The 22,931-nt window shown below is 65.5% G+C and carries 21 protein-coding genes and 1 pseudogene; 6 read left to right on the top strand and 16 right to left on the bottom strand.

Translation table 11 applies throughout. From position 1 onward, the window contains the following. Positions 1–135 precede the first annotated feature (135 nt). From AUL31_RS18495 to AUL31_RS18480, 4 genes are all read left to right on the top strand, one after another. Positions 136–1,029: a LysR family transcriptional regulator gene (locus AUL31_RS18495; protein ID WP_060610065.1), complete on the top strand. Its 894-nt coding sequence runs from the start codon at positions 136–138 to the stop codon at positions 1,027–1,029. Positions 1,030–1,196: 167 nt separating this feature from the next. Then, the gene (locus AUL31_RS18490; protein ID WP_060610228.1) at positions 1,197–2,132 is read left to right on the top strand and encodes a pirin family protein; all 936 of its coding nucleotides are present in this window, start codon (positions 1,197–1,199) and stop codon (positions 2,130–2,132) included. Positions 2,133–2,181: 49 nt separating this feature from the next. After that, entirely contained in the window at positions 2,182–3,222 is a 1,041-nt protein-coding gene (locus tag AUL31_RS18485) for an LLM class flavin-dependent oxidoreductase (RefSeq protein ID WP_060610062.1), read from the top strand. 181 nt (positions 3,223–3,403) lie between these two features. After that, positions 3,404–4,933: an aldehyde dehydrogenase (NADP(+)) gene (locus AUL31_RS18480; protein WP_060610059.1), complete on the top strand. Its 1,530-nt coding sequence runs from the start codon at positions 3,404–3,406 to the stop codon at positions 4,931–4,933. A 153-nt stretch (positions 4,934–5,086) separates the two neighbouring features. Here AUL31_RS18480 and AUL31_RS20750 read toward each other — a convergent pair. Next, positions 5,087–5,479: pseudogene (locus AUL31_RS20750) on the bottom strand (cell wall hydrolase); the annotation flags it as partial. A gap of 273 nt (positions 5,480–5,752) precedes the next feature. Here AUL31_RS20750 and AUL31_RS18470 point away from each other — a divergent pair. Both AUL31_RS18470 and thiD read left to right on the top strand, forming a co-directional pair. Next, positions 5,753–6,994: a serine hydrolase domain-containing protein gene (locus AUL31_RS18470; RefSeq protein WP_060610053.1), complete on the top strand. Its 1,242-nt coding sequence runs from the start codon at positions 5,753–5,755 to the stop codon at positions 6,992–6,994. 52 nt (positions 6,995–7,046) lie between these two features. Continuing rightward, complete coding sequence (thiD, locus tag AUL31_RS18465) at positions 7,047–7,850, top strand: bifunctional hydroxymethylpyrimidine kinase/phosphomethylpyrimidine kinase (RefSeq protein ID WP_060610050.1); 804 nt, start codon at positions 7,047–7,049, stop codon at positions 7,848–7,850. Positions 7,851–7,856: 6 nt separating this feature from the next. Here the strand turns inward: thiD and AUL31_RS18460 are convergent, their stop codons facing one another. From AUL31_RS18460 to AUL31_RS18390, 15 genes are all read right to left on the bottom strand, one after another. Further along, positions 7,857–9,761: a potassium transporter Kup gene (locus AUL31_RS18460; protein WP_060610046.1), complete on the bottom strand. Its 1,905-nt coding sequence runs from the start codon at positions 9,759–9,761 to the stop codon at positions 7,857–7,859. A gap of 317 nt (positions 9,762–10,078) precedes the next feature. Further along, positions 10,079–10,660: a TetR/AcrR family transcriptional regulator gene (locus tag AUL31_RS18455; RefSeq protein WP_143190300.1), complete on the bottom strand. Its 582-nt coding sequence runs from the start codon at positions 10,658–10,660 to the stop codon at positions 10,079–10,081. Beyond that, positions 10,657–11,667, bottom strand: coding sequence for a Rossmann-fold NAD(P)-binding domain-containing protein (locus tag AUL31_RS18450; protein WP_060610042.1), 1,011 nt, complete (start codon positions 11,665–11,667; stop codon positions 10,657–10,659). Before AUL31_RS18450 ends, AUL31_RS18455 begins: the two co-directional genes overlap by 4 nt. A 61-nt stretch (positions 11,668–11,728) precedes the next feature. Continuing rightward, entirely contained in the window at positions 11,729–12,880 is a 1,152-nt protein-coding gene (argE, locus tag AUL31_RS18445; RefSeq protein ID WP_060610039.1) for an acetylornithine deacetylase, read from the bottom strand. A gap of 13 nt (positions 12,881–12,893) precedes the next feature. After that, positions 12,894–13,820 carry a LysR family transcriptional regulator gene (locus tag AUL31_RS18440; RefSeq protein WP_060610224.1) on the bottom strand — a complete coding sequence of 309 codons (927 nt, stop codon included), beginning with the start codon at positions 13,818–13,820 and terminating at the stop codon, positions 12,894–12,896. 54 nt (positions 13,821–13,874) lie between these two features. Further along, complete coding sequence (locus AUL31_RS18435) at positions 13,875–14,549, bottom strand: DUF1028 domain-containing protein (RefSeq protein WP_060610036.1); 675 nt, start codon at positions 14,547–14,549, stop codon at positions 13,875–13,877. Positions 14,550–14,592: 43 nt separating this feature from the next. Then, entirely contained in the window at positions 14,593–15,009 is a 417-nt protein-coding gene (locus AUL31_RS18430; RefSeq protein WP_060610033.1) for a RidA family protein, read from the bottom strand. Between the two features lie 41 nt (positions 15,010–15,050). After that, positions 15,051–16,052 carry an NAD(P)H-quinone oxidoreductase gene (locus tag AUL31_RS18425; RefSeq protein ID WP_082647015.1) on the bottom strand — a complete coding sequence of 334 codons (1,002 nt, stop codon included), beginning with the start codon at positions 16,050–16,052 and terminating at the stop codon, positions 15,051–15,053. Beyond that, complete coding sequence (locus AUL31_RS18420; RefSeq protein WP_060610030.1) at positions 16,049–17,170, bottom strand: ABC transporter ATP-binding protein; 1,122 nt, start codon at positions 17,168–17,170, stop codon at positions 16,049–16,051. Before AUL31_RS18420 ends, AUL31_RS18425 begins: the two co-directional genes overlap by 4 nt. Further along, positions 17,160–17,969: an ABC transporter permease gene (locus AUL31_RS18415; protein WP_060610027.1), complete on the bottom strand. Its 810-nt coding sequence runs from the start codon at positions 17,967–17,969 to the stop codon at positions 17,160–17,162. Before AUL31_RS18415 ends, AUL31_RS18420 begins: the two co-directional genes overlap by 11 nt. Before the next feature lie 2 nt (positions 17,970–17,971). Further along, positions 17,972–18,823 (bottom strand): ABC transporter permease, encoded by an 852-nt coding sequence (locus AUL31_RS18410; protein WP_060610024.1) that lies wholly within the window; start codon positions 18,821–18,823, stop codon positions 17,972–17,974. Positions 18,824–18,883: 60 nt separating this feature from the next. After that, on the bottom strand, positions 18,884–19,909 hold the full coding sequence (locus AUL31_RS18405; RefSeq protein ID WP_200801696.1) for an ABC transporter substrate-binding protein: 1,026 nt from the start codon (positions 19,907–19,909) through the stop codon (positions 18,884–18,886). Between the two features lie 209 nt (positions 19,910–20,118). After that, entirely contained in the window at positions 20,119–21,054 is a 936-nt protein-coding gene (locus AUL31_RS18400) for a 2-hydroxyacid dehydrogenase (protein WP_060610021.1), read from the bottom strand. Further along, positions 21,051–21,497 (bottom strand): type II 3-dehydroquinate dehydratase, encoded by a 447-nt coding sequence (locus AUL31_RS18395; RefSeq protein WP_060610016.1) that lies wholly within the window; start codon positions 21,495–21,497, stop codon positions 21,051–21,053. Before AUL31_RS18395 ends, AUL31_RS18400 begins: the two co-directional genes overlap by 4 nt. Positions 21,498–21,523: 26 nt before the next feature. Further along, a complete protein-coding gene (locus tag AUL31_RS18390) occupies positions 21,524–22,804 on the bottom strand; it encodes a flavin-containing monooxygenase (protein WP_060610014.1) in 1,281 nt (426 codons plus the stop codon). Positions 22,805–22,931: the final 127 nt, after the last annotated feature.

The following is a 22,931-nucleotide window of genomic DNA, read 5'->3' as shown; positions in this document are numbered from 1 at the left end:
CCGGCAGTGGACCATCCCCATGTAGGGCGTTTCCCGCACAAGACCCCTTTGGCCCGGCCACGACTTGCCATTCCCTCGAGCGAGGCGGCCGTGCAATGGTCCGCCAGGCCGTGTTGCAGAATAAGGGACGCCGAAATGGATATCGAGCATCTTCGAACGTTCGTCGCCGTGGCCGATGCAGGGGGCGTGACGGCTGCGGCACGTCGGCTTGGCCTCTCCAAGTCGATCGTCAGCCGGCGGCTTCTGCGGATCGAAGCGCAGCTTGGCGTCCAGCTTCTTGCGCGAACCACCCGCGGCGCCGCGCTGACCGAGGCGGGCATCACATTCAGGGAGCATGCGGCACGCGCCAGCGCCGAGATCGACAGGGCCAGGGAAACGATCATTCCCAACGGCGAACTGCGCGGCGTCTTCAGGGTTGCGATGCCGCTGACGTTCGGTCCGACGCATTTTGCCCCCGTCATTGCGGAGATGGCGCGCCGGCATCCGCAGCTCCAGATTCATACCTCCTACAGCGATCGCTTCGTCGACCTCATTTCGGAAGGGTTCGACTGCGCGATCCGGGGCGCCTACCTTCCGGATTCCAACCTGATCGCCCGGCGCGTCGGGCCGATCCTTGGCAAGCTCGTCGCAAGCCCGGCCTATGTCAGAGCGCATGGGTCTCCGCAAACACCGGCCGAAATCGCTAGTCATCAAGCGCTCATGCAGGGAACCGAAACCTGGCAGTTCCTGGATGGCGGCAAGATCGTCACCGTCCAGCCGCAGGGAAGGTTCAAGGCCGATAGCGCCACGGCGCTTGCTGCCGCCGCCGCCGCCGATCTCGGTATCGCCTGGCTGCCGGATTGCATCACCTATGAATATCTGGCCTCCGGCGCGTTGGTGCCCATCATGACCGGCTATCCGGTGCCGGCGGGAGCCACATTCGTCGTCCGCCCGCCAGGTCAGCACCCGACGCGGAAAGTGCGAGTGCTGACGGAGATGATGATCGAGTATTTCGCACGAAATTCGGACATCTGGGGTCGCGACGACTAGACATGACCGGAGCGGCGCTTGCCGAACCTGCATCGCCCGCACGTTCCACTTTCGGCAACACAGCATGACGCGGCGCGGGGCTAGTCGGGCCGGCGGCAATACGCCAGCTTAGGCGTTCGCATCGGCGAGGGCGAAGCCTGTCCAAAGCCCGGAAGAGGAGAATGCGCATGAGCTGGAATCCGGCGATCGACCCCGGCTGCCCCGATGACGTCGGCCTCGATGCCATCGAAACCCTCATCGTTCCGCGCTCTCGCGATCTCGGCGGTTTCGAGGTTCGGCGCGCTTTGCCGGCGCCGAAGCGGCAGATGGTCGGACCGTTCATCTTCTTCGACCAGGCCGGGCCGGCCGAATTCCTGACCGGCCAGGGCGTCGATGTTCGGCCGCACCCGCATATCGGGCTTGGCACCGTCACCTATCTGTTTCGCGGCGACTTTCATCACCGGGACAGCACCGGGGCCGACCAGACGATCCAACCCGGCGAGTTGAACTGGATGGTCGCCGGGCGCGGCGTGACCCATTCCGAGCGTACCTCCGCAGCCGCCCGAAGCGGCCCGAACAGCCTGTTCGGTATCCAGACCTGGCTGGCACTGCCCGAACGTCAGGAGGATATGGCGCCGACATTCGAGCACCATGGCAGGAGCGCCCTGCCGGTGATCGAGGATCGCGGCGCACAGGTGCGGCTCATTCTCGGCAGCGCCTATGGGCAGAATGCCCCGGCCACCATGTACTCGCAGACCTTCTACGCCGACGTGAAGCTGGATGCGGAAGGCCTGTTGCCGATGCCCGACGATCACGAGGACCGGGGCATCTACATCGTCGAAGGCTCGATCTCGATCGCCGGGCAGGAGTTCGAAGCGGGCCGGATGATGGTCTTCCGCCCCGGCGACAGGATCACGGTTGCCGGGGGCGACAGGGGCGCACGGCTGATGATCCTCGGCGGTGCGACGCTTCCCGGTCCCCGTTACATCTGGTGGAATTTCGTTGCGTCCTCGCAGGAGCGCATCGAAGAGGCAAAAGCCGAATGGCGGGCACAGAACTGGGGCAAGGGGCGCTTCGATCTGCCGGTCGACGACCGGGACGAGCATATTCCGCTTCCGGGCTGAGCGGCCGGCGCGTTTTCACACCTGGCGCCCCGAATTGAAGGACATATGCATGGAAATCGGTATCGACAGCTTTGCCGCCATTCTGCCGGATCCGGCGACGGGCAAACCGCCTTCGGCAACGGACCGCATGGCCGATCTGCTCGATGAGGTCGAGGTTGCCGACCGGGCCGGGCTGGATGTCTTCGGTATCGGCGAGCACCATCGTGCCGAGTTTCTGGATTCGGCACCGCCCATCATCCTGGCCGCCGCCGCCGCCCGCACCAGCCGGATCAGACTGACGAGCGCCGTGACGGTGCTGAGCGCCGCCGACCCTGTCCGCATCTTCCAGGAGTTCGCCACGCTCGACCTGATCGCCAGGGGCCGCGCCGAAATCGTCGTGGGGCGGGGCTCTTTCGGCGAAGCCTATCCGCTCTTCGGTGCCGACCCGCGGGACTATGACGAGCTCTTCGCCGAAAAGCTCGATCTTCTCCTGAAGCTGAACGGGACGACCTTCCCGATCTGGAAGGGCCGCTTCCGCGCGCCCCTTGAGGGGCAGGGCATCTATCCGCGCCCCCATCAGCCGCGCCTGCCGCTGTGGATCGGCGTCGGCGGCACGCCGCGCTCGTTTGCGCGCGCGGGCACGCTTGGCCTGCCGCTGATGGTGGCGATCATAGGCGGCACCTTCGAGCGGTTCCGCCCGCTCGTCGAGCTTTATCGCGAGGCCGGCAAAAGCGCCGGGCATAGCCCCGACACCCTCAAGGTGGGCATCCATGCGATGGGCTTCGTCGGCGAAACCGACGCGGCGGCCCGGGATGCGTTCTTTCCCGGCTGGGCGCATCTGACCGGCAGGATCGGCCGCGAGCGCGGCTGGCCGCCACCGTCACGGGAACAGTTCGACGCCATGGCGAGCCCGGAAGGGGCGTTCCTGATCGGCGATCCGGCAACGGTTTCTGCCAAGATGCTTCGGGCAAGCGAGACGCTCGGCGGCCTCTCGCGCATTACGTTCCAGATGAGTACCGCCTCTTTGGAGACGGCCGCGATGAAGCGTTCGATCGAGCTCCTGGGCACGGAAGTCGCCCCCATCGTGCGGGCATCAACGCACGCGGGTTAACCACCGTCCTGAACTGCCGGGTTGCCTGCAAACGGCATCACCGGCAGCCGCGCTCCGCGTCCATGCCTTGACGTTGGGCCTCCCTTGCGAAAGGTATGCGCCGTGGATTTGCACATTGTCTGCAAAATCCATTGTTTCGCCGGTTCCCCGGCGAAAAGGATCGATACAAGGGAGAGCCCATATGCCGATCACCGGCGAGAACCTCATAGGCGGTAAGGCCGTACGTGGCGTCAATGGCGAGGCCCGTGCCTTCGACCCTGCCACCGGCACGACGCTCGAGCCCGCTTTCGGCGGCGCCACCGAGGCCGACCTCGAGCAGGCCTGTGCGCTGGCCGAGGCTGCCTTCGACGATTATCGCAACCGTCCGCTGGAAGAGCGCGCTGCCTTCCTGGAAGCCATCGCCGACAACATCATGGCCCTCGGTGACGAACTGATCGAGCGCTGCGTTGCCGAAAGTGGCCTGCCGCGCGGCCGTATCGAGGGCGAGCGCGGACGCACCGTCGGCCAGCTCCGCTTCTTCGCCGATATCGTGCGCAAGAAGACTTTCCTGCGGACGGTGAAGGATGCAGCGGACGAGACGCGCAAGCCGGCCCGCAAGCCCGAACTGCGCGCCCACATGATCGGCCTTGGCCCGGTTGCCGTCTTCTCGGCCTCCAATTTCCCTCTGGCCTTCTCGATTGCCGGCGGTGATACCGCTTCGGCCCTTGCAGCAGGCTGTCCGGTCATCACCAAGGCCCACTCGGCCCATCTCGGCACGTCCGAACTGGTGGGACGTGCCGTGCAGAAGGCCGTGGCCGACAAGGGCATGCCGGCCGGCACCTTCGCGCTGCTGTTCGATACCGGCCGCAAGATCGGCCAGGGCCTTGTCGCCGATGCCCGCATCAAGGCGGTCGGCTTCACCGGGTCGCGCGGGGGCGGCACGGCCCTCATGAAGATCGCGCAGGACAGGCCGGTTCCGATCCCCGTCTATGCGGAGATGAGCTCCATCAACCCCGTGCTGCTGATGCCGGGCGCGCTGGCCGAGCGGGGCGAGGCCATCGCCACCGCCTTCGCCCAGTCGGTCACGCTCGGCTCCGGCCAGTTCTGCACCAACCCCGGCCTCATCCTGGCAGTCGAAGGCCCGGAGGTAACGGCGTTCGAAAAGGCCGCAGCCGCCGCGCTCGGTGGCATCGCGGCGCAGACGATGCTGACGCCCGGCATTCACAAGGCGTTCGCCGACGGCGTTTCCAGCCTTGCCGGCAACGCGGCCGTCAGTGAACTCGGCCGTGGCCAGCCGGGGCAGGGATGCCAGGGGCAGCCGGCGCTGTTTGCCGTTTCGGGCGCAGACTTCACGGCCGATCCGTCGCTGCACGATGAGGTGTTCGGCGCCGCATCGCTGGTGGTCCGCTGCAAGGACGAAACCGAATTGCGCGAGATCCTGGAAGGGATCGAGGGCCAGTTGACCATCGCGCTGCATATCGCGCAGTCGGATGGAGAGCGGGTCAAGGCGCTGCTGCCGCTGCTGGAGCGCAAGGCTGGCCGCCTTCTCGTCAACGGCTTCGGAACGGGTGTCGAGGTTTCTCCCGCCATGGTGCATGGCGGGCCGTTCCCGTCCACGTCGGACGGGCGTTCCACCTCCGTCGGCGGCATGGCCATCGACCGCTTCCTGCGGCCGGTGTCCTACCAGGACTTCCCGGAAGAGCTACTTCCGGTCGACTTGCGCGGCCTTTAGAGCCTGCAGGATACCGGAGCCGGCGCCATTGCGGTTGGCCGGCTCCGCTTCGGGCGCAATTGACATCACGATGGGGTTGCCGGCGGCCATGTGTGCCGCCTGCGCCGTGCGCGCTTCGCTTTGCGACGTCATCCGCCGCCCCTCGCGCAACTGGCGCGACAGCCTCTGGTAGAAGGCGTTTCCGCCAGCCACCGCAACGTAGTTCATGTTCGGATAGCCGAAGCTGAGGCCCGCCGTGTGAAAATACATGGCATTGCCGACAAGCGCGTGGCGCTCGCCCTGCAGAACCGCCTCGGCAACGCGCTCCGCGCGCTCCTTGCCGGCCTTCATGGGGCGCGTCATCACGCCGCTCGCGAACTGATTCTTCTGCCCGACGACACCGCAGACGGATTCCGGATAACTTTCGGAGCCGACGCGGTTCATCACAACCGTTCCGACTGCCAGCATACCCTCGTCGCTGGATCGGTTGGATTCGAAATACATGGCTCTCGCCAAGCATTCCTTGTCCTTCGGATTGATCTGCTTCTTGGGTGCAAGCTCAGCCATATCCGTAGACTGGCAGGCGGCGAGTGCACATAGAGCAAGCATCGACAGGGCCCTGACGGCCTTGTTGGCAGCAACGTCCGATATGTTCATCTTATCCGTGAATGTAATTGTCCCCAGGTCAAGCGCTATTGGCGGGATGCGGCGAGAACTGGGCAGGGGAACCCCATTTCTATCCCGTGCGACAATGGATCGCATGCATGACGCCCCTTGCATTGGCATCGGCTTTGGTCTGGAAGAGGCAACCGATGGTTGAATTTACAGTGGGTGACGCCGATGCCCGGATATCGATATGCCTTTGACCGGTCCTTGCGGCGGATCGTTATTGCCGGCCTGTTGACCTTCGGCTGCCTCGCGGCGCCTGCATTTTCGCAGGAGCGGGGCGCGGATGCGGCCGATATCGGCACGGTGCAGGAAATGTATGACGGCAAGCTCTTGCCGGACCGGCAGGTGCGCACCTTCCGCAACATAGACCGGCTGTTCCCGACCCGCATCGTCGCGGCGGGCGGCCCGGTGCGCGCGTTTGCGCCCTCGTCACGCAGCCTCGACGGACTGGTCATTCCGTCCGGCGGCAAGAACTACGATCTCTACGACTACATGTCGATGAACCGCGTTGCCGCGCTGATGGTGCTCAAGAACGGCGAAACCGTCTTCGAGGATTACGAGCTCGGCAATGACGAGAAGACGCGCTGGATGTCGATGTCGATCGCCAAGTCGATCACCTCGACGCTTGTGGGGGCCGCCATCCGTGACGGGTCGATAGAGCGGATCGACGATCGCGTGGACACCTACCTGCCGGCACTCAAGGGAACCGTCTATGACGGGGTCACGATCCGCCAGATCCTGCTGATGTCGTCCGGCGTCAAGTGGAACGAGCGCTATACGGACCCGACATCCGACCGCCGGCGCATGCTGGACCTGCAGATCGGCCAGGAGCCCCATACCATCCTGCAGTTCATGGGCTCTCTCGACCGCTTGGGCGAGCCGGGCGCCGTCTGGACCTATTCGACGGGCGAGACGCACATCCTGGGAGAACTGGTCGCCGCGGCGACGGGCCGGCCGCTGGCCGACTATCTCTCCGAAAAGATATGGTCGCGCGCGGGCATGGAGCGGGACGCGACATGGTGGCTTGAATCCCCGGATGGGCTGGAGGTCGGCGGAAGCGGCCTGTCGGCGACGCTGCGCGACTATGCCCGCTTCGGCCAGTTCATCCTGGAGGACGGCACCATCGGCGGCGAGCGCGTCCTGCCGGAGGGCTGGGTGCGGCAGGCCGGTGCACCGCACGAAATCGGCGGGCGCATGGTGGATTACGGCTACATGTGGTGGCCCGTATCGCAGAATGACGGGTTCGAGCAGGATGGCGCCTTCGCCGCCATCGGCATCTTCGGACAGTATATCTACATTAATCCGCGGCGGCAGGTGGTGATCGCCATGTGGGGCGCCCAGTCCAAGCCAGAGGGCTCCTGGCCGGTCGACGAGTACGACTTCCTGGAGGCCGTGGCGCGGCATCTGGATTGACAGGGGCGGGCAGCCTCGCCATCCACGGCGGTTCAGTATTGCGGGAGGCCGAATGACCATTATCGCCATGACCATCGCCGGCTCGGATTCCGGCGGCGGCGCCGGTATCCAGGCCGACCTGAAGACGTTTTCGGCGCTCGGCGTCTACGGCACGAGCGTGCTGACGGCTGTAACGGCGCAGAACACGCAGGGCGTGACGGCCATCGAGACCCTGTCGCCCGCAATGGTGGCGGCCCAGATCGACGCCGTCCTGACCGACATGGATGTCGGCGCGATCAAGATCGGCATGGTCTCGTCCGCCGCGACGGCGGAAGCGATCGCCGACCGGCTGGCCGCATACGGGCGGCGCGCCGTGCTGGACCCCGTCATGGTCGCGACGTCGGGCGATACCCTGCTGGAGCCGGGCGCCGTCGATAATCTGAAGCGCATGCTGCTGCCGCTGGCGGAAATCGTCACGCCCAACCTTCCGGAGGCGGCCCTTCTGACCGGCCGCGAGCCGGCACAGGACGACGAGGAACTGGCGCGCCAGGCACACAGCATCCTGGCGATGGGGGCCGGCGCCGTGCTGATCAAGGGTGGGCACGGCAGGGGCGCCGAGTGCCGGGACATGCTGTTCCGCCCGGTGGGCGAGCCGCTGGCGCTGGTGGCGCCGCGGCTTCACACCACCAACGACCATGGCACGGGGTGCACCCTGTCGGCGGCGATCGCCGCAGGCCGCGCGAAGGGCGAAAGCCTGGACGAGGCGACGGCCTCGGCGAAGGCCTATCTACACGCTGCCCTGGCCGCCGCCGAAGGGCTCGGCATCGGCAAGGGGCACGGGCCGGTCCATCACTTTCACCGATGGTGGCCCGCCTGACGGGCGCTACAGCGTCACGTAGGTGCCCAGCTCCACCACCCGGTTGACCGGAATGCGGAAATAATCGATCGCGTCGTAGGAATAGCGCGACATCTTCTTGAACAGCTTGCCCTGCCAGCGTGGCATTTCGCTTTGCCGCGCAAGGCGGATAGACCGCCTGCCGACGAAGAAGGTCGTCGACATCACGTCGAACTTCATGCCCATCGTCCGAAGCTGGATGAGTGCCTGGACGAGGTTCGGCTCTTCCAGGAAACCGTAATGCAGGGTGATGCGCTCGAAAGAGGGTGACAGGCCCTCATAGACGAGCCGGTCGGCCTCGGCGACATAGGGCGAGTTCGCCGTCTTCACCGTCACGATCACATTATGCTCGTGCAGGACGCGATTGTGCTTCAGGTTGTGCAGGAGTGCGGTGGGCACGATCTCCGGCGTGCCGGTCAGGTACATGGCGGTGCCGGGCACCCGTGTAACGGAGGCGGAGCCGGCCATGCTTTTGATGAAGCTCTGCATCGGCAGGCTGTCGCGCCGGGCCTTTTCCGTCAGAAGGCGGGTGCCCCGGACCCAGGTGGACATCAGAAGCACGATCAGCGCACCGACGACCAGCGGCAGGTAGCCGCCATCGGCAAGCTTCAACAGGTTTGCCGCAAGGAAGGCGGAGTCGATGATGAGGAATGGCACCATCGTCACGACGGCAAGGCCGAGGCCCCATTTCCAGCCATAGGCGAGAACGACGATGGCCAGCAGGCTGGTGACGATCATCGTTCCGGTGACGGCAATGCCGTAGGCCGAGGCCAGCGATGAGGAATCCTGGAAGAAGAGGATCAGCGCGACGACGCCCGCCAGCATCAGCCAGTTGACGGTCGGAACGTAGATCTGCCCGTGCTCCGTCTCGGAGGTATGCTCGATCTGCAGGCGTGGCAGCAGGCCAAGCTGGATCGCCTGCTGGGACAGGGAGAAGGCGCCGGTAATGACGGCCTGCCCGGCGATGATGGTGGCCAGGGTGGCCAGCAGCACCAGCGGCAACCGCGCCCATTCGGGCGCCGACAGGAAGAACAGGTTGGGCAGGGCGGCCGGACTGCTGAGCGCGAAGGCGCCCTGGCCGAGATAGTTGATCAGCAACGCCGGGCCCACCAGCCACAGCCATGCAAGGCGGATCGGCCGCTTGCCGAAATGGCCCATGTCCGCATACAGCGCCTCGGCGCCGGTGACCGACAGGAAGACGGAGCCCAGAACGGTAAAGCCGATGATGCCGTGGCTGGTCATGAACCAGAGCGCATGCAGCGGGTTCAGCGCATGCAGAATGACCGGCGCATCGCCGATATGGAAAAGGCCGATGGCCGCAAGCGTGATGAACCAGAGCGTCATGATGGGCCCGAAGAACACGGCGACGCGGCCCGTGCCGGAACTCTGGACGAAATAGAGCGCGATGATGATGGCGATGGAGATCGGCACGATGAACGGATCGAGCGACGGCAAGGTCACCTTCAGGCCCTCGACCGCCGACAGCACGGACACGGCCGGCGTCAGGATCGCGTCGCCGTAGAAAAGCGCGGCCCCGACCATGCCCAGAACCATGACGACGCGGCTGGGGCGCACCAGCGCCTTCTGCGCCAGCGCCATCAGCGACAAGGCCCCGCCTTCGCCCTGATTGTCGGCGCGCAGGATCAGCACGACGTATTTGACCGTCACCACGAAGATCAGCGACCAGACCAGCAGCGAGACGATGCCCAGGATCTCGGCTTGCGACGGCGCGTGGCCGACATGAAGGAGAGACTCCTTCATCGCGTAGAGGGGGCTGGTGCCGATATCGCCATAGACGACACCGATGCTGCCCAGTGTCGTGGCCATCAGGCTTTTCTTCCGCAGCGCGCGCCGGTGCTTGCGCTGCGGTTTCGCGACGGTGGCTTCGCTCATTCGGGGGAATGCGCCTTCTGCACGGTTGCAAGGGCGGCCCGGTCGCCTGAACACAGACTGCCGAGGCCATCCGGGGAATGGCCATCGCTTCCGTCGAACCCGACGGACAAGGCATGCGTCGAAGCGGCTGAAGGGTCTGCCATTGCCGTTCCGTACTTCGAAGAAACCGCGCCTATCATAACGGCAAGCGGCCCGGTCTCAATGATGTTCCGGTGACACCCCTGCTGGAACGGGGCGTATACTCCTGTGGCGGAATTAAGAAAAGCACTCCTTTGCGACATGTTGACGCAAATCCCGCAAGGATGGCGGACGCGGGATCATGCGATTGCCCCGTCGATCACGGCGGCGAATGTGGAAATGGTTTCCGCCTCTGTAAATCGTTTCTGCACCATCGCGGCGGCCAGCGCCTCGCCCGCGGCGACAAGGGCCGTGCATCGGCGCTCGATTTCGTCGCCGGGCAATGTCGTGTGCGGTGTCAGCACCGCGATGAACATGCGAACACAATTGCCCAGCAATTCCTGGAAGACCTGCGCCTTCTCCTCGCTGCCCGCAAGCGCCGCGCCCACCGCATGGAACTCGTCCGTGACGTCGCCGGCACAGAGTATGTAGGCACCGGCAAGGGCGTCCACCGTCTGACGGCGCGTGCGGCCGCCTCCGGCCATGGAGGCCTGGAAGGCTTCGACCCGCTCGTGATCGATCATGCGGTAGAGCTCGATCAGCAGAACCGAGCGTGTCCCGAAGTGATCGTAGACGACGGGCTTGGAGACACCGGCGCGTTCGGCAAGGTAACCGAGGGTCAGCTTGTCCGCCCCCTCCGTGCGGACGATGCCGAGCGCCGCCTCCAGCAATTGTTGGCGGCGCGCTTCCCGGGGCAGGCGTTTCGCGGTCGATGCATTCATGCAAGCGTCTCCAGTTCCAGGATTGCGCCCCCCGCGTCTTCGAGCCGCCGCAGATATCGATCGTGATCGAGGACCTGATAGGGGAAATAGAGCCCCGGTGCCGTCGGCGCCCGTCCGTCGAGCCCGACCAGCCGTTCCAGGATCATCGAGGTGCCAAGGGCCGTCAGCGGGGCCGCGCCGCCGGGATGGAAGACCGCATGTCGGCTCCGAAGCGGCTTGCCCTGCCTGTCCTCGCCCTGCAGTTCGATGATGATCTCCGTGGATTTGGCCTCGCCGCGCCGGCGCGAGGAAGTGACCCCTGTCGCGAGATCGAAACGGACATTCCGTGCGCCGGTCGCTGCGGCAAGCCCGACGACGTCGATCGACGAGAAACCATTGGCCTCGACTTGCGTGCCGTCGATTGCGTGGAAGCGGGATTTGGCATCGTCGCCGCTCTGCCAGACATAGGCGCCATCGCGCAGGGCCAATGCGGCGGGCATCAAGCGGGCAAGACGCTCGAAATCCTCGGCGACCGCAGGGCCACCGCCATCATCCTCGTCGACAAGAGCACCCAGCGATATGCTGTCGAGGCGCGCGAAGGGCCTGGCGGCTGCCAGGGTCGCAACGGTGGTGGCCCCGACCAGCCATTCATATCCAAGCACGATCGCCGAAGCGCCGGGGTTGTTCATATGGACCGCGACTTCCGGCGCGACCTCATAGATACCCGACGATATGCCAAGGTGAGGAAGCCCACGTGCCTTGGCGTAAGTGAGCCCGGCAAGCCGCTCGTCGGAATAGAACACGGCAACCGCGGACACCTCGCGGGCCCCGAGCCCGAGGTCTTCGGCGCGGGGGTCGATTGCCACGCCTTCGGCGTTTCCAAGCTTGTCCGCAGTGGCCTGAGCCTTGGCGCCATCGCGCCCGCCGATCAACAAGGGAACCTCGGGATGCGCGGCGCGCAAGGCCTCGGCGGTCAGAAGGCCGATCGCCCCGGAGCCGCCCATGAGCAGGATAGCGTCTTGTGTCATTGAATGATCCTCGAACCTACCAATCGTAGCTTAGCTAAGTTACGATTGGTAGGTTTCAAGGTCATGCGTCGGCGATCAACGCCTCGAGGAACGCTTCGCAGCGCGCGAGCTGGTCTTCGCCGACGAACTCGTCCGGCCGATGGCCCTGCGCCATATGTCCGGGGCCGCAGATCAGCGTGGGGATGTCCAGCGCCTCGTGGAACAAGCCCGCCTCCGTTCCGAACGCGACCTTGATGGGCGGCTCATTGTCGCCCAGCATCGACTGCAGCAGCGCGATTTCCGGTGTGTCGGCCGGTATATCCAGCCCCGGATATCCCGATACGTCCTCGACATCGATGCGGGCTTCGGGAAACCGTCCGCGATGCCGTGCGGCAATGTCTTCTGCATCGGCGACGATGCCGGCGATGATGGCGTCGGGATCGTCGGCGGCGACGGCGCGCAACTCGAACTCCAGGTCGCAGCGCCCCGGCACGATGTTCAACGCGGTACCGCCGCGCATCGTACCGACATGCAGCGTCGAATAGGGGATGTCATAGGCGTCGTCGCGTGCGCCCGAAGCTTCCAGTTCTTCCTGGCGGGCCTGCAGGCGGGTTACGAACTCGGCGCCGAGATGCAGGGCGTTCAACGCATTGGGCGCCAGGGCCGAATGGCCCTCACGGCCGGTGCAGCAGGCGCGCAGGGCGCGCTTGCCCTTGTGCCCGATGGCGATGCGCATGCCCGTCGGCTCTCCGATCAGGCACAGAGCCGGCCGAGCCGGGTGCCCACGCCGCATGTCCAGCATGCCGCGCACGCCGAGACAGCCGATTTCCTCGTCATAGGAGATCGCAAGGTGCACGGGCCGGTGAAGCGTTCGGCCGGCGGCCTGCAGCATGGCCCGGATGGCCACCGCAAGAAAGCCTTTCATGTCGGCGGTGCCGCGCCCGTAGAGACGCCCCCCTTCGGCACGCAGGCGGAACGGGTCGCTGGACCATTCCTGCCCCTCGACGGGCACCACGTCGCAGTGCCCGGACAGCACAACGCCGCCGGCGATATCCGGCCCGACGCTGGCCCAGAGGTTGGCCCTCGTGCCATCGTCGCTGGCATAGCGCTGGAGGCGGATGCCGGCCGGGCCGAGCAGGCCTTCGACATAGTCCAGAAGCGCCAGGTTCGATTGCCGCGACAGGGTCGGGAATGCCACCAGCCGGGTCAGGATGTCGATTGTGTCGGGTATCATGAGAAGATGTCCGTCAGGCCAGCAGGCCGGGCAGGCTGCCCGAATCCGCGGCTTCGTGGCAATGGTCGATGAAGGCCTGGATGGTGCGGGACACATGCGCGGCGCGCGAAATGGCGATGCCAAGCTGCAGCGGCGGCACCGGCGTATGCAGCGGTATGAACTTCAACTGCTTGCCGTCCATCGAGATATCGGAGACCGTGCGCATGTTCGATATGCCGAAGCCGAAGCCGTTGGCCACCAGGCTGCGCTGGATCGAGATTTCGGAGGTGCGTTCCGCGATGCGGGGTCGCTGCCCGAGGCCCCTGAACAGCGACAGGAAATAGTCGGAGCTGTGCGGCATATCCAGAAGCACCATGCCATGGCCCAGCAGTTCGTCGGCCGTCAGGCTGGCGCGTCCGGCCAGCGGATGATCCATGTCCACCATGACGTAAGGCGGCAGGGTGCGCAGCGGCTGGAAATCGATGTCGCTGGGCAGGGCGATATCGTAGGTCAACGCCACGTCGATCCGGGCCGCCCCCAGCGCATCGAAGATCTGTGCCTGATCCAGCTCGACCTGGCTGAACTCCACGCTGGGATAGCGGCTTTCGAAGGTGCGGCGCAGTTGCGGAACCATGAGCTGCACGAAGGTTCGCAGGCAGCCGATCCGCAACGATCCGAGGACGCTGCCGGTATAGATATTGGCCAGATCGTTCAGCTTGGCGGCGTCTTCCAGCACCACCCGCGCCTGCTCCATGAAGCGCTCGCCCGTCGGCGTCAGGGCCGAGCCCTGTGCGTGGCGCCGCGTGAAGAGCTGGACGCCGAACCCGGCTTCGAGCTGCGCGATGGCCGACGACATGGACGGGGCGGTGACGTTTACCCTCTCGGCGGCCAGCGCGATGCTGCCGGCTTCACCCACGGCAATGAAATATTCCAGTTGTCGCAGGGTGAAGCGAAGCGGCATGGCAAAACCTTCAAGAACCTTGTCCGGGCGCGGTCGGGCGCCCGCCAAGGGTAGTCATTCATCGCCCGGAACGCCATAAGACGGCGCCTGGCGCGGGTCCAGCGCGCGGGTGACATAGGCATCCATCTGCGGCTGGTAGACCGACCAGGCCTTTTCCAGCGCCGCGATCGGGCATTCGTCGCTCCAGTCGATCCGAAGTTCGGCCAGCGGCCAGCTTTGTGCATCGACAAGCAGCAGCCCGGCCGAGTGGACGGGCCCCGCCTCGCCGCCGGCATCCAGACCCGCCCGCAGCGCGCCCACGAGGCGCTGCCCGAGATGGCCCTCCGAGTTGCTGAAATACTGGACCATGACCTCCGGCACGCCGGCATCGGCCAGGAGATTGCCCGCGGCGGCCGTATCGCGGCCCTGCGCCTCGGACCACATGCCGAGCACCTCGGTGCCGGAATAGATGGCGCTTTCGCCGGAGCGCCCCACCGCCAGAACCTGGCGGAACGCCATGTGCGAGCCGCTCCGCTCCAGGATCGCCAGCGCCTCGCGCGGGCTGGCCCCGCGCGCCATGAGGTCCAGCGCGTGCGGGCCAAGCCGCGGGTCGGTCACGTTCTGCGTGGCGACGGCGCCGACGCCGGCCCGGGCGAAGGAGCAGCGCGCGGCAACGGCCGGCGACGACGAGGATATCGCAACGCCGAACATTCCCGTGTCCGGACAGTGGCCAACGATCGAAAAAGTCATGGAAACTCCCTGGGCCTTCGCCCTTCCGTCTACTTATGTCCGCTCAATCGGGGATGACGGCGGTCGCGTCGATCTCGACCAGCCATTCGGGACGGGCCAGGGCCACCACGGTCAGGCCCGTACAGACCGGGAAGACGCCTTTGATGTAGGAGCCCATGGTGCGGTACACCGCTTCGCGGTGGCGCACGTCGGTCAGGTAGACGACCAGCTTGGTGACATGCTCCATCTCGCCGCCGCACTCCTGCACGAGCTGGCGGATGTTCTGCATCACCTTGTGCGTCTGCTCGACGGGGTCGCTGCTGGCGATGTTCTCGGCCGTGTCCAGATCCTGCGGGCACTGGCCGCGCAGGAAGATGGTCGTACCGCCCTTCGCAACGACGGCCTGCGACAGGTCGTTGTCGAGATTCTGTTCGGGATATGTGTCCCGCGTGTTGAACTTCCGGTGTCGCAGATGGGCCATGGACAAGTCTTTCCTTGGTAAGGTGGAAGGGTCTGGAACGGTCAGGCGGCCGCCGGCTGCATGCTCAGCACGATCTTTCCGATATTGTCGCCGCTCTCCAGCAGGGTATGGGCATCCGAGACCCCGGCCAGCGGGAAGGCGCGCGACAGGACGGGGCGCACCTTGCCCGGCCCGATGAGCGGCAGAAGCGTCTGGCGCACCTCGGCCGCGATGGCGGCCTTTTCCTCGTCGCTCTTGGGCCGCAGTGTCGACGAGGTGAGCCAGAGCCCCTTGCGCATCAGCAAGCCGAGGTCGACCGGCGCGATCATGCCGGTCATGAAGGACAGGCCGACATGGCGTCCGCCGGGCGCCATGCAGGCGAGATGCCTGTTGACGGCGTCTCCGCCGAGGATGTCCAGGACGACGTCCGCGCCGCGCCCGCCGGTCAGCCGCAGCACCTCCGCGGCCAGATCCGCCGTGCGGTAATCGATCGCCTCCGCCCCCATGGCCGCCAGACGGCGGCACTTTTCGGCTCCGCCGGCAGTCACGATCACTTTGGCGCCCATCGCCCCGGCCAGTTGCAGGGCAAGCGTGCCGATGCCGCTGGCGCCGCCTTCGATCAGGACCGTCTCGCCGGAGCGCAGCGCCCCACGCTCGAACAGATTGTGCCAGATGGTGAAGACCCCCTCCGGCAGGGCTGCGGCTTCCTCCAGGCTCAGGCCCTCGGGAACGGGAAGGCAGTGGGCCGCTCGCGCCACGGCATGCTCGGCGTAACCGCCTGCCTTCAGGAGGGCCATCACCGTCGTGCCGAGCGCGGCGGGATCGACGTTGGCGCCGATGGCGACGATCTCCCCAGCGGCCTCGAGCCCCAGCACGTCGGAAACGCCGGCCGGCGCGGGCAGCGCGCCCGAGCGCTGCATGATGTCGGGACGGTTGATCCCCGCAGCGGCGACCTTGATCAGCACTTCGCCGTCTCCCGGCGCCGGGACGGGGCGGTCCACCAGCGTCAGCACGTCCGGCCCGCCGGGCCGTGCGGCAATCACGGCTTTCATCGTGCGGGTCATTGCACGTCCTCCCGTGCGTAGACGGCCGCGCCCTGCTCCGGCAGGGCAATCGCGACCGCGACACCCGGCGCAAGGGCCGTGGCCGCCGGAACGCGCAGCATCACGCGTCCCGATGCAGCGGCCGGACAATCGAGATAAAGTTCGGCATAGCTGCCCTGATAGACGGAAAAGGCCACGCGCGCCGGAATGGACGACGGGGTGCCCGGCTCGGTCAGGCGGCACTGCTCGGGACGCACGAACACCGTCACCGGGCCCACCGGGGGCACGTCGTCCTGGAAGAGCGACAGCTTGACCGGCGTATCGCCGATATCGACCTCGGCGGTGGAATCCAGCCGCCTGCGCAGGGTCGCCGAAAACAAATTGGCATCGCCGACGAAGGTGGAAACGAAGAGGCTTTGCGGCCTGTCGTAGATGTCGGCCGGGCTGCCGATCTGGCGGATATGGCCGCGCGACATGACGGCGATTCGGTCCGACATGCTGAGCGCCTCGTTCTGGTCGTGCGTGACGAACACCGTCGTCAGCCCAAGGCGGGTCTGGATTTCGCGCAGTTCCACCTGCATCGCGCCCCGAAGGTTGCGGTCGAGGGCGGAGAACGGCTCGTCCAGAAGCAGCACGCGCGGCCGGATCACCAGGGCCCGTGCCAGCGCCACGCGCTGCTGCTGGCCGCCGGACAATTGCTTCGGGCGTCTGTCGGCAAAATCCTGCAGCTTCACCAGCGCCAGCGCCTCGCGGACACGCTCGGCAATCTCCGCCTTGGCGACACGCCGCGTCCTCAGGCCGTAGGCGACGTTCTGCGCAACGGACATATGCGGGAACAGCGCATAGTTCTGGAAGACGATGCCGATTTCCCGCTTGTGCGGAGGCACCTGGGTGACGAGCTCGCGCTCGATGAAGAGTTCGCCCGCATCGGCTTCTAGGAAGCCGGCGATCAGGTTCAGAAGCGTCGTCTTCCCGCAGCCGGATGGCCCCAGAAGGGTCATGAACTCGCCACGGCGGATCTTCAGCCAGATCGGGTCGAGCGCTGTCATGCCGGAGAAGGACTTGGCAACGCCATCCAGTTGGACGGCGGCGTCCGGCACGTCCGACGACGGCGCGGGAATGGGCATCTCACTCGACATTGAGAACCTTTTCGAGGCGGAAGATCTTGTGGACGATCAGGAGGATGATGGCGACGACGGCCACGTAGACCACGGACAGCGCGGCCAGCGTCGGGTCGGCATATTCGCGGACGTAGTTGTACATCGCGACCGGCAGCGTCTGCGTGCTCTGGTTGACCACGAAGAGCGAGGCCGTGAACTCGTTGAACGACAGGATCGCGGCAAACAGGCAACCCGAAACGAGGCCCGGAACCAGCAGCGGCAGGGTGATCGTCAACAGGACGTGCAGCGGCCCCCCGCCGAGGCTTTCGGCCGCCTGTTCGTAGCGCCGCTCGAAATTGCGCAGCGACACGTAGACCGAGCGGACGACGAAGGGGAATACGATGATGACGTGCACCGCCACGACCAGCCAGATGGAGCGGGGCAGGGAGGCCGCCGCCGACAGGATCAGGAGGCCGAGGCCGATGGTGAAGTTGGGGATGACCAGCGGCGACATCAGGATCGCGTTCAGGGCGCTCTTGCCCCTGAACTCGTACCGGTCGAGCACATAGGCGAAGCCGGCGCCCGCAACCACCGCGACGCTTGCGCCGACCGCCGCGACTTTCAGCGAATTGACGAGGCCCGCGCCGAAGTCGCGGTACTGGAAGGCGTTCGCATACCAGCGGAACGACCAGCTCCGCGGCGGAAAGGACAGGATGGCGCCATCGTTGAACGAGGCGATCGCCACCACAACGAAGGGCATCATCACGAAGCACAGGATCGCCCCGACAAGGATCGCGCCACCCCAGTCCAGAACGCGGTCGGTTACGCTTTTCTTCATGGTCAGTGCGCTCCGATCCGTTCGAGCCGGCCGATGCCGGCATTGAAGAGGGCAAGGACGGCAAGGGTGAAGAGCAGGCCGACGAGCGACAGCGAGGCGGCAAGCGGGAAGTTGAACGACGCGAAACCGACCTGATAGACCAGCGTCGAGATGGTCTGTACCTGCCCGCCGCCGATCATCTGCGGGGTGGCGAAGGCAGAAAAGGTCCAGGCGAAGGCGGTCGATGCCGCGGCGACGATGCCGGGCACCGACAAGGGCAGCGTCACCGTCAGGAAGCTGCGTATACGGCCCGCCCCAAGCGAGCGCGCCGCGCGCTCCAGGTTGCGGTCGATATGCGACAGCGCGGCGGCCAGCATCACCACCACGATCGGCAGGGTGAAGTGGACCAGCGCGATGACGACGCCGGTCATGGTGAACATCAGGTTCAGCGGCCTGTCGATCAGGCCGGTCTGCAGCAGAAAGGAGTTCAGGAAGCCCCGGTTGCCGAGCACGATCATCCACGAATAGGTGCGTACGATCTCACCCAGGAACAGCGGCGTCAGCGATATCAGCAGAATGGCGCTGCGCAGCCGGGCGGACTTGGCCCGGATCATCGCGTAGGCCAGCGGATAGCCGATCAGCAGCGTGAACAGCGCCGTCCACAGACACAGCAGCACCGTATTCAGGAAAGCCTGGCCGTAGACCGCCTTCAAGAGCGTGGTGAAATTGTCGAGTGTCAGGCCGCCGGGATCGAGAGATCCCGGGATATGGGCCCGGAAGCTGTACTGGACGATAGCCAGAAACGACGCCGCGATGCCGAACGCGATAAGGATCGACGGAGAGGCGAACCAGCGAAGGAATGGGCGCTTCGACATGCGGCAGACCAGATCGGGAAGGAAAGAGGCCCCGCCGCGAACGCGGCGGGGCAGAGGGGCTTAGTTGCCGGCGGTCATGTTTTCCGAGAACCACTGACGCCATTCGCCGGTCTTTTCGGCGCGCAACTGATGCGGGATGATCAGCGTCTGGCTTTCCCACTGTTCGGGCGTTGTGAAGATGCCGGGCAGGGACGCCAGCTCTTCCGGAAGCTGGACGTTGGAGACGACCGGGCTGCCCTTCTTGATTTCGGCGATCCGGGCCTGAACCTCGGGGTCGAGGGCCGTGTCGATGAACTTGTAGGCCAGATTCTGCTTGGTGCTGCCCTTGGTGATGCCCATCGTGTCGATGCCGAGCACCGCGCCTTCCTTCGGGATCGCCAGTTTGACGTCCAGCCCTTCGGACTGCATGTGATAGGCGTTCATCGACAACAGCACCTGCACCGGCGTTTCGCCCGTCGACAGAAGCTGCTGCGAGTTGGCGTCGTTGGTATAGAACGCCTTCAGGTTGGGCTGCAGCGCCCGGAGCTTGTCTTCGGCCTGCTGCCAATTCTCGATGTCCACCCCTTCGAGCTTCGCGGCGACCGCGATGATGTGCGAGGGGTCGAAGTCCGGAACGGCGATCATCCCCTTCAGCTCGGGAGACCACAGATCGTTCCAGCTTTCGAAGGTGATGTCCTGCGGGACGAGGTCGGGAAGGTACCCGATGGTGTAGACATAGGCCCATGCGCCGATATGCGACGGGCTGATCTTCGCCTGCTCGACGAGGTTGGCCGCGTTCGGGATCTTCGACATGTCGAGATCCTCGAAGAGGCCCTGGTTGCGGTACAGCCAGCCGACATGGGACGTGGTGAAGGTCACGTCGCTTTCGGGATTGTCCTTGCTGAGGTTGGCCTGGTTGAGCCGGTCGATGGTGCCACCGGTGATGAACTCCACGGTGACGCCGGTTTCCTCGGTGAACTTGGTTGCGATGGCCTCGGCGATCAGGTCGCGGAAACTGCCGCCCCAGCTACTGACCACGAGGGTCTCGGCGAAGGCGGACGGGGTCAGGAAAGCAAGTGCCGATGCAGTCAGAAGAAGGCGTCTCATCATGGTTCCCATCTGTTGAGGCATGCGCCATGGCCGGGTGATCTGTGGGTGCGATATTGCGAGGGGAGGGAAGCCGACGCCTAACTGGAAATACCTATCCAGTGCGAAGATTTTTGTGCTTCATCCCTCTAATCGGCTGTTAGGAATGGGTTTTTCCAAGGACAGGCTCGGGCGTCCGCAGAAAACTGTTCAATAGGACGGCATTCTGCCTAGTAGCCGCGCACACGCGACACTTCGTTGGAAACCGCCCGACCGGCCAGCACTGCGCGGATATTTGCCGCGATTTGCGGTGCAGCACTTTTAGGCAGTGCAACAGAAGCAAGATGCGGCGTAATCAGAACGCCCGGCATATCCCAGAGCGGGCTGTCGGTCGGCAGCGGCTCCGTCTCGAAGACGTCGAGCGTCGCCCCGGACAACTGGCCTGACTGCAAGGCCGCCACCAAAGCCTCCTGGTCGACCACTTCCCCGCGCGAAACGTTGACGAAGGCGGCACCGGGCTTCAGCCCGTCGAAGAAGGACGCGTCCAGGCGCTTTCGGGTGCCGGGCGTCAATGGCAGCATGCACACCACGATATCGGCCTTCGCGGACAAAGCGGGCAGGGCCGCCTCGGTGTGATGGACGGTTACCCCGGGCAGGTCGCGCGGCCGTGTCGCCCAGCCATGCGTGTCGAAACCCTGCCGGGCGATTTCCGTGGCGGCCGGTGCGCCGAGCTCGCCGAGGCCAAGCACCGCAACCGTGATGTCCTGCGCGGCGCGCGGGTGGCGGTAGCTCCATTCGCGTCGGGTCTGCGCGGCCTGGAAATGCGGTATCTCGCGGGCATGACGCAGCACCGAGAACAGGACGAAGCCGGCCATCATCCGGCCCATCTCCGGGTCCGACAGCCGGGTTATCGGCACATCCGGCAGGTCCTTGCGGGCAACCAGCCGGTCCACGCCGGCGCCTAGATTGATCACCAGTTCCAGGTTGGGGAAGCGGTCGAAAAAGCCTTCCGGGGGCATCCAGACCAGCGCGAACCGGACCGCTTCCGGGTCGGTGACGGAATCGGACTTCTCGATCAGGACGTCCTCGCCCAGATGGGGGGCAAGCGCATCGCGCCAGGGCTCGAACGGGTCCGGGCCGCTATGGAACACCAGCGTCGCCGTCATGCCGCGTCTCCGGCGATCAGCTCGTGCATCGCCGAAAGGCCGAGCAGATAGCCACGCACCCCCAGCCCTGCGATGACGCCGGTTGCCGCCTTGGATATGAAGGAATGGTGGCGGAACGGCTCCCGCTTCCAGATATTGCTCATGTGGCATTCGATGATCGGGCCATCGAATGCCAGGAGCGCGTCGAGGATCGCGATCGAGGTGTAGGTCAGCCCGGCGGCGTTGATGAGCAGGCCGTCGCAGCTCTGGCGCGCCTCCTGGATCCAGTCGATGAGCTGGCCTTCATGGTTGGACTGGCGGAAATGCAGCTTGAACCCAAGCGCCTCCGCCCGCGCCATGCAGGCGGACTCGATCTGCGGAAAGCTGTCCGTACCGTATGTACCCTTCGGGTCCAGCCCGTAGAGATTGGCATTCGGCCCGTTGAGAAACATGACGGTCTTCATTGGCGGTCCCCCGGAAAATGCCGCGTTCAGTCCTGCGTGGCCAAGGCCGGCTCGGCAACCGGCGCGCGGTAGGCATCGTAGTTGCGCTGCACGCCGATATGCGTCGCAATGTACTTGGCGTCGTACCAGCAGCCATAGATGAAGGAGGATGCCCGGTTGGTCAGGTCCGGCAGGCCCAGGAAATAGATTCCCTGCTCGACCGAGATGCCGCGCTTGTGGAAGGGCATGCCATCCGGATGGAACGCGTCGACCTGAAGCCAACTGAAATCGAACTTGAAGCCGGTCGCCCAGATGATCGTCGTGATGCCTGCCGCCGCCAGATCCAGCCGGCGGATCGGATCGGTGACGCAGGCGGGGTCGGGCTGGATCGCCCAGGCTTCGGGCTCGGGCGGCAGGTCTATGCCGTTCCGCTCGACATAGGCGTCCGCTTCCGCCAGGACATCGAGATAGGCGCGGTCGCCCTCGGCCAGGTTGCGGGCCAGATCGTCGGCGATGGTCAGGACGCCGTCCTCATAGCCTTCCGTCATGCCAAGAACGGTGATGCCGGCGCTGCCGAGGCGGCGGAAGTCGATGGTCTTGCCGCCATCGTAGCCGCTGACCGCGAAGGCGACATGCTTCTTCTTGGCGTTGATCTTGATCTCGTCCCACTTGCCAAGAACACCGAGCCACCAGACATAGTCGCGGCCACGATAGGACCGCGGCGGGCGGTAATGCTCGCCGATGGACAGGTAGACCGTGCGGCCCGCCTTGTTCAGCTCTTCCGCGATCTGCGAGCCGGAAGCGCCGCCGCCGACAACCAGCACGGCGCCGTCGGCCAAAGCCTGCGGGTTCCTGTAGGCCGACGAATGGATCTGCGCGATGCCGCTGTCCTCCGGCACGATGCGGGGGAAGGCCGGAACCTGGAACGGACCGGTTGCAACCACCACGCGCCGTGCCTCGATGTCGCCTGCCGACGTCGTGGCGACGAAGCCCGGACGCCCCTCGCAGCGGCGCACGCGCTTGACGTCGACATTGGTGCGGATGGGCGCGTCGAACATCGCCGCATAATCTTCAAAGTAGCGCGCCATCCGTTCCTTCGGCGGGAAGGTATCGGGCGGCAGGTCGGTGAATTCCATGTTGGGGAAACGGTCGTGCCAGGCCGGTCCGTTTGCCACCAGGGAGTCCCACCGCTCCGAGCGCCAGCGCTCCGCGACGCGGCTGCGCTCCAGCACCAGATGGGGAATGCCCATCCCTGTCAGATGCTCGCTCATCGCGATGCCGGATTGCCCGGCCCCAACGACCAGCGTGTCGGTCTTCTCGACGATCATGTTCACTTCCCGGGGATTGTTGTTCAGTCCAAGAACTGCGCGCTCGCCGGCGCGGATGAAAGAAGTAAGTTCCGTCGCAGGACGTAGGAAAAACCGATCCCCGCCCTGTCGACGGCCGTGCGCTGGC

It is taken from the genome of Aureimonas altamirensis (assembly GCF_001463885.1).
GTDB classification, from domain to species: domain Bacteria; phylum Pseudomonadota; class Alphaproteobacteria; order Rhizobiales; family Rhizobiaceae; genus Aureimonas; species Aureimonas altamirensis.
Note: the sequence above shows the minus strand (reverse complement) of the source record. Positions and strands in the feature narration are given on the sequence as shown.

Excerpts from the sequence above, each read along its gene's own strand:
- AUL31_RS18440 (WP_060610224.1), bottom strand. The coding sequence starts at position 13,820 with ATGCCGCTTCGCTTCACCCTGCGACAACTGGAATATTTCATTGCCGTG.
- AUL31_RS18430 (WP_060610033.1), bottom strand. The coding sequence starts at position 15,009 with ATGGCCCATCTGCGACACCGGAAGTTCAACACGCGGGACACATATCCC.
- AUL31_RS18420 (WP_060610030.1), bottom strand. The coding sequence starts at position 17,170 with ATGTCGAGTGAGATGCCCATTCCCGCGCCGTCGTCGGACGTGCCGGAC.
- AUL31_RS18395 (WP_060610016.1), bottom strand. The coding sequence starts at position 21,497 with ATGAAGACCGTCATGTTTCTCAACGGGCCGAATGCCAATCTCTACGGG.
- AUL31_RS18495 (WP_060610065.1), top strand. The coding sequence starts at position 136 with ATGGATATCGAGCATCTTCGAACGTTCGTCGCCGTGGCCGATGCAGGG.
- AUL31_RS18480 (WP_060610059.1), top strand. The coding sequence starts at position 3,404 with ATGCCGATCACCGGCGAGAACCTCATAGGCGGTAAGGCCGTACGTGGC.
- AUL31_RS18410 (WP_060610024.1), bottom strand. The coding sequence starts at position 18,823 with ATGTCGAAGCGCCCATTCCTTCGCTGGTTCGCCTCTCCGTCGATCCTT.
- AUL31_RS18405 (WP_200801696.1), bottom strand. The coding sequence starts at position 19,909 with ATGAGACGCCTTCTTCTGACTGCATCGGCACTTGCTTTCCTGACCCCG.
- AUL31_RS18460 (WP_060610046.1), bottom strand. The coding sequence starts at position 9,761 with ATGAGCGAAGCCACCGTCGCGAAACCGCAGCGCAAGCACCGGCGCGCG.
- thiD (WP_060610050.1), top strand. The coding sequence starts at position 7,047 with ATGACCATTATCGCCATGACCATCGCCGGCTCGGATTCCGGCGGCGGC.
- AUL31_RS18490 (WP_060610228.1), top strand. The coding sequence starts at position 1,197 with ATGAGCTGGAATCCGGCGATCGACCCCGGCTGCCCCGATGACGTCGGC.
- AUL31_RS18425 (WP_082647015.1), bottom strand. The coding sequence starts at position 16,052 with ATGACCCGCACGATGAAAGCCGTGATTGCCGCACGGCCCGGCGGGCCG.
- AUL31_RS18455 (WP_143190300.1), bottom strand. The coding sequence starts at position 10,660 with ATGAATGCATCGACCGCGAAACGCCTGCCCCGGGAAGCGCGCCGCCAA.
- AUL31_RS18485 (WP_060610062.1), top strand. The coding sequence starts at position 2,182 with ATGGAAATCGGTATCGACAGCTTTGCCGCCATTCTGCCGGATCCGGCG.
- argE (WP_060610039.1), bottom strand. The coding sequence starts at position 12,880 with ATGATACCCGACACAATCGACATCCTGACCCGGCTGGTGGCATTCCCG.
- AUL31_RS18390 (WP_060610014.1), bottom strand. The coding sequence starts at position 22,804 with ATGATCGTCGAGAAGACCGACACGCTGGTCGTTGGGGCCGGGCAATCC.
- AUL31_RS18400 (WP_060610021.1), bottom strand. The coding sequence starts at position 21,054 with ATGACGGCGACGCTGGTGTTCCATAGCGGCCCGGACCCGTTCGAGCCC.
- AUL31_RS18470 (WP_060610053.1), top strand. The coding sequence starts at position 5,753 with ATGCCCGGATATCGATATGCCTTTGACCGGTCCTTGCGGCGGATCGTT.
- AUL31_RS18435 (WP_060610036.1), bottom strand. The coding sequence starts at position 14,549 with ATGACTTTTTCGATCGTTGGCCACTGTCCGGACACGGGAATGTTCGGC.
- AUL31_RS18415 (WP_060610027.1), bottom strand. The coding sequence starts at position 17,969 with ATGAAGAAAAGCGTAACCGACCGCGTTCTGGACTGGGGTGGCGCGATC.
- AUL31_RS18450 (WP_060610042.1), bottom strand. The coding sequence starts at position 11,667 with ATGACACAAGACGCTATCCTGCTCATGGGCGGCTCCGGGGCGATCGGC.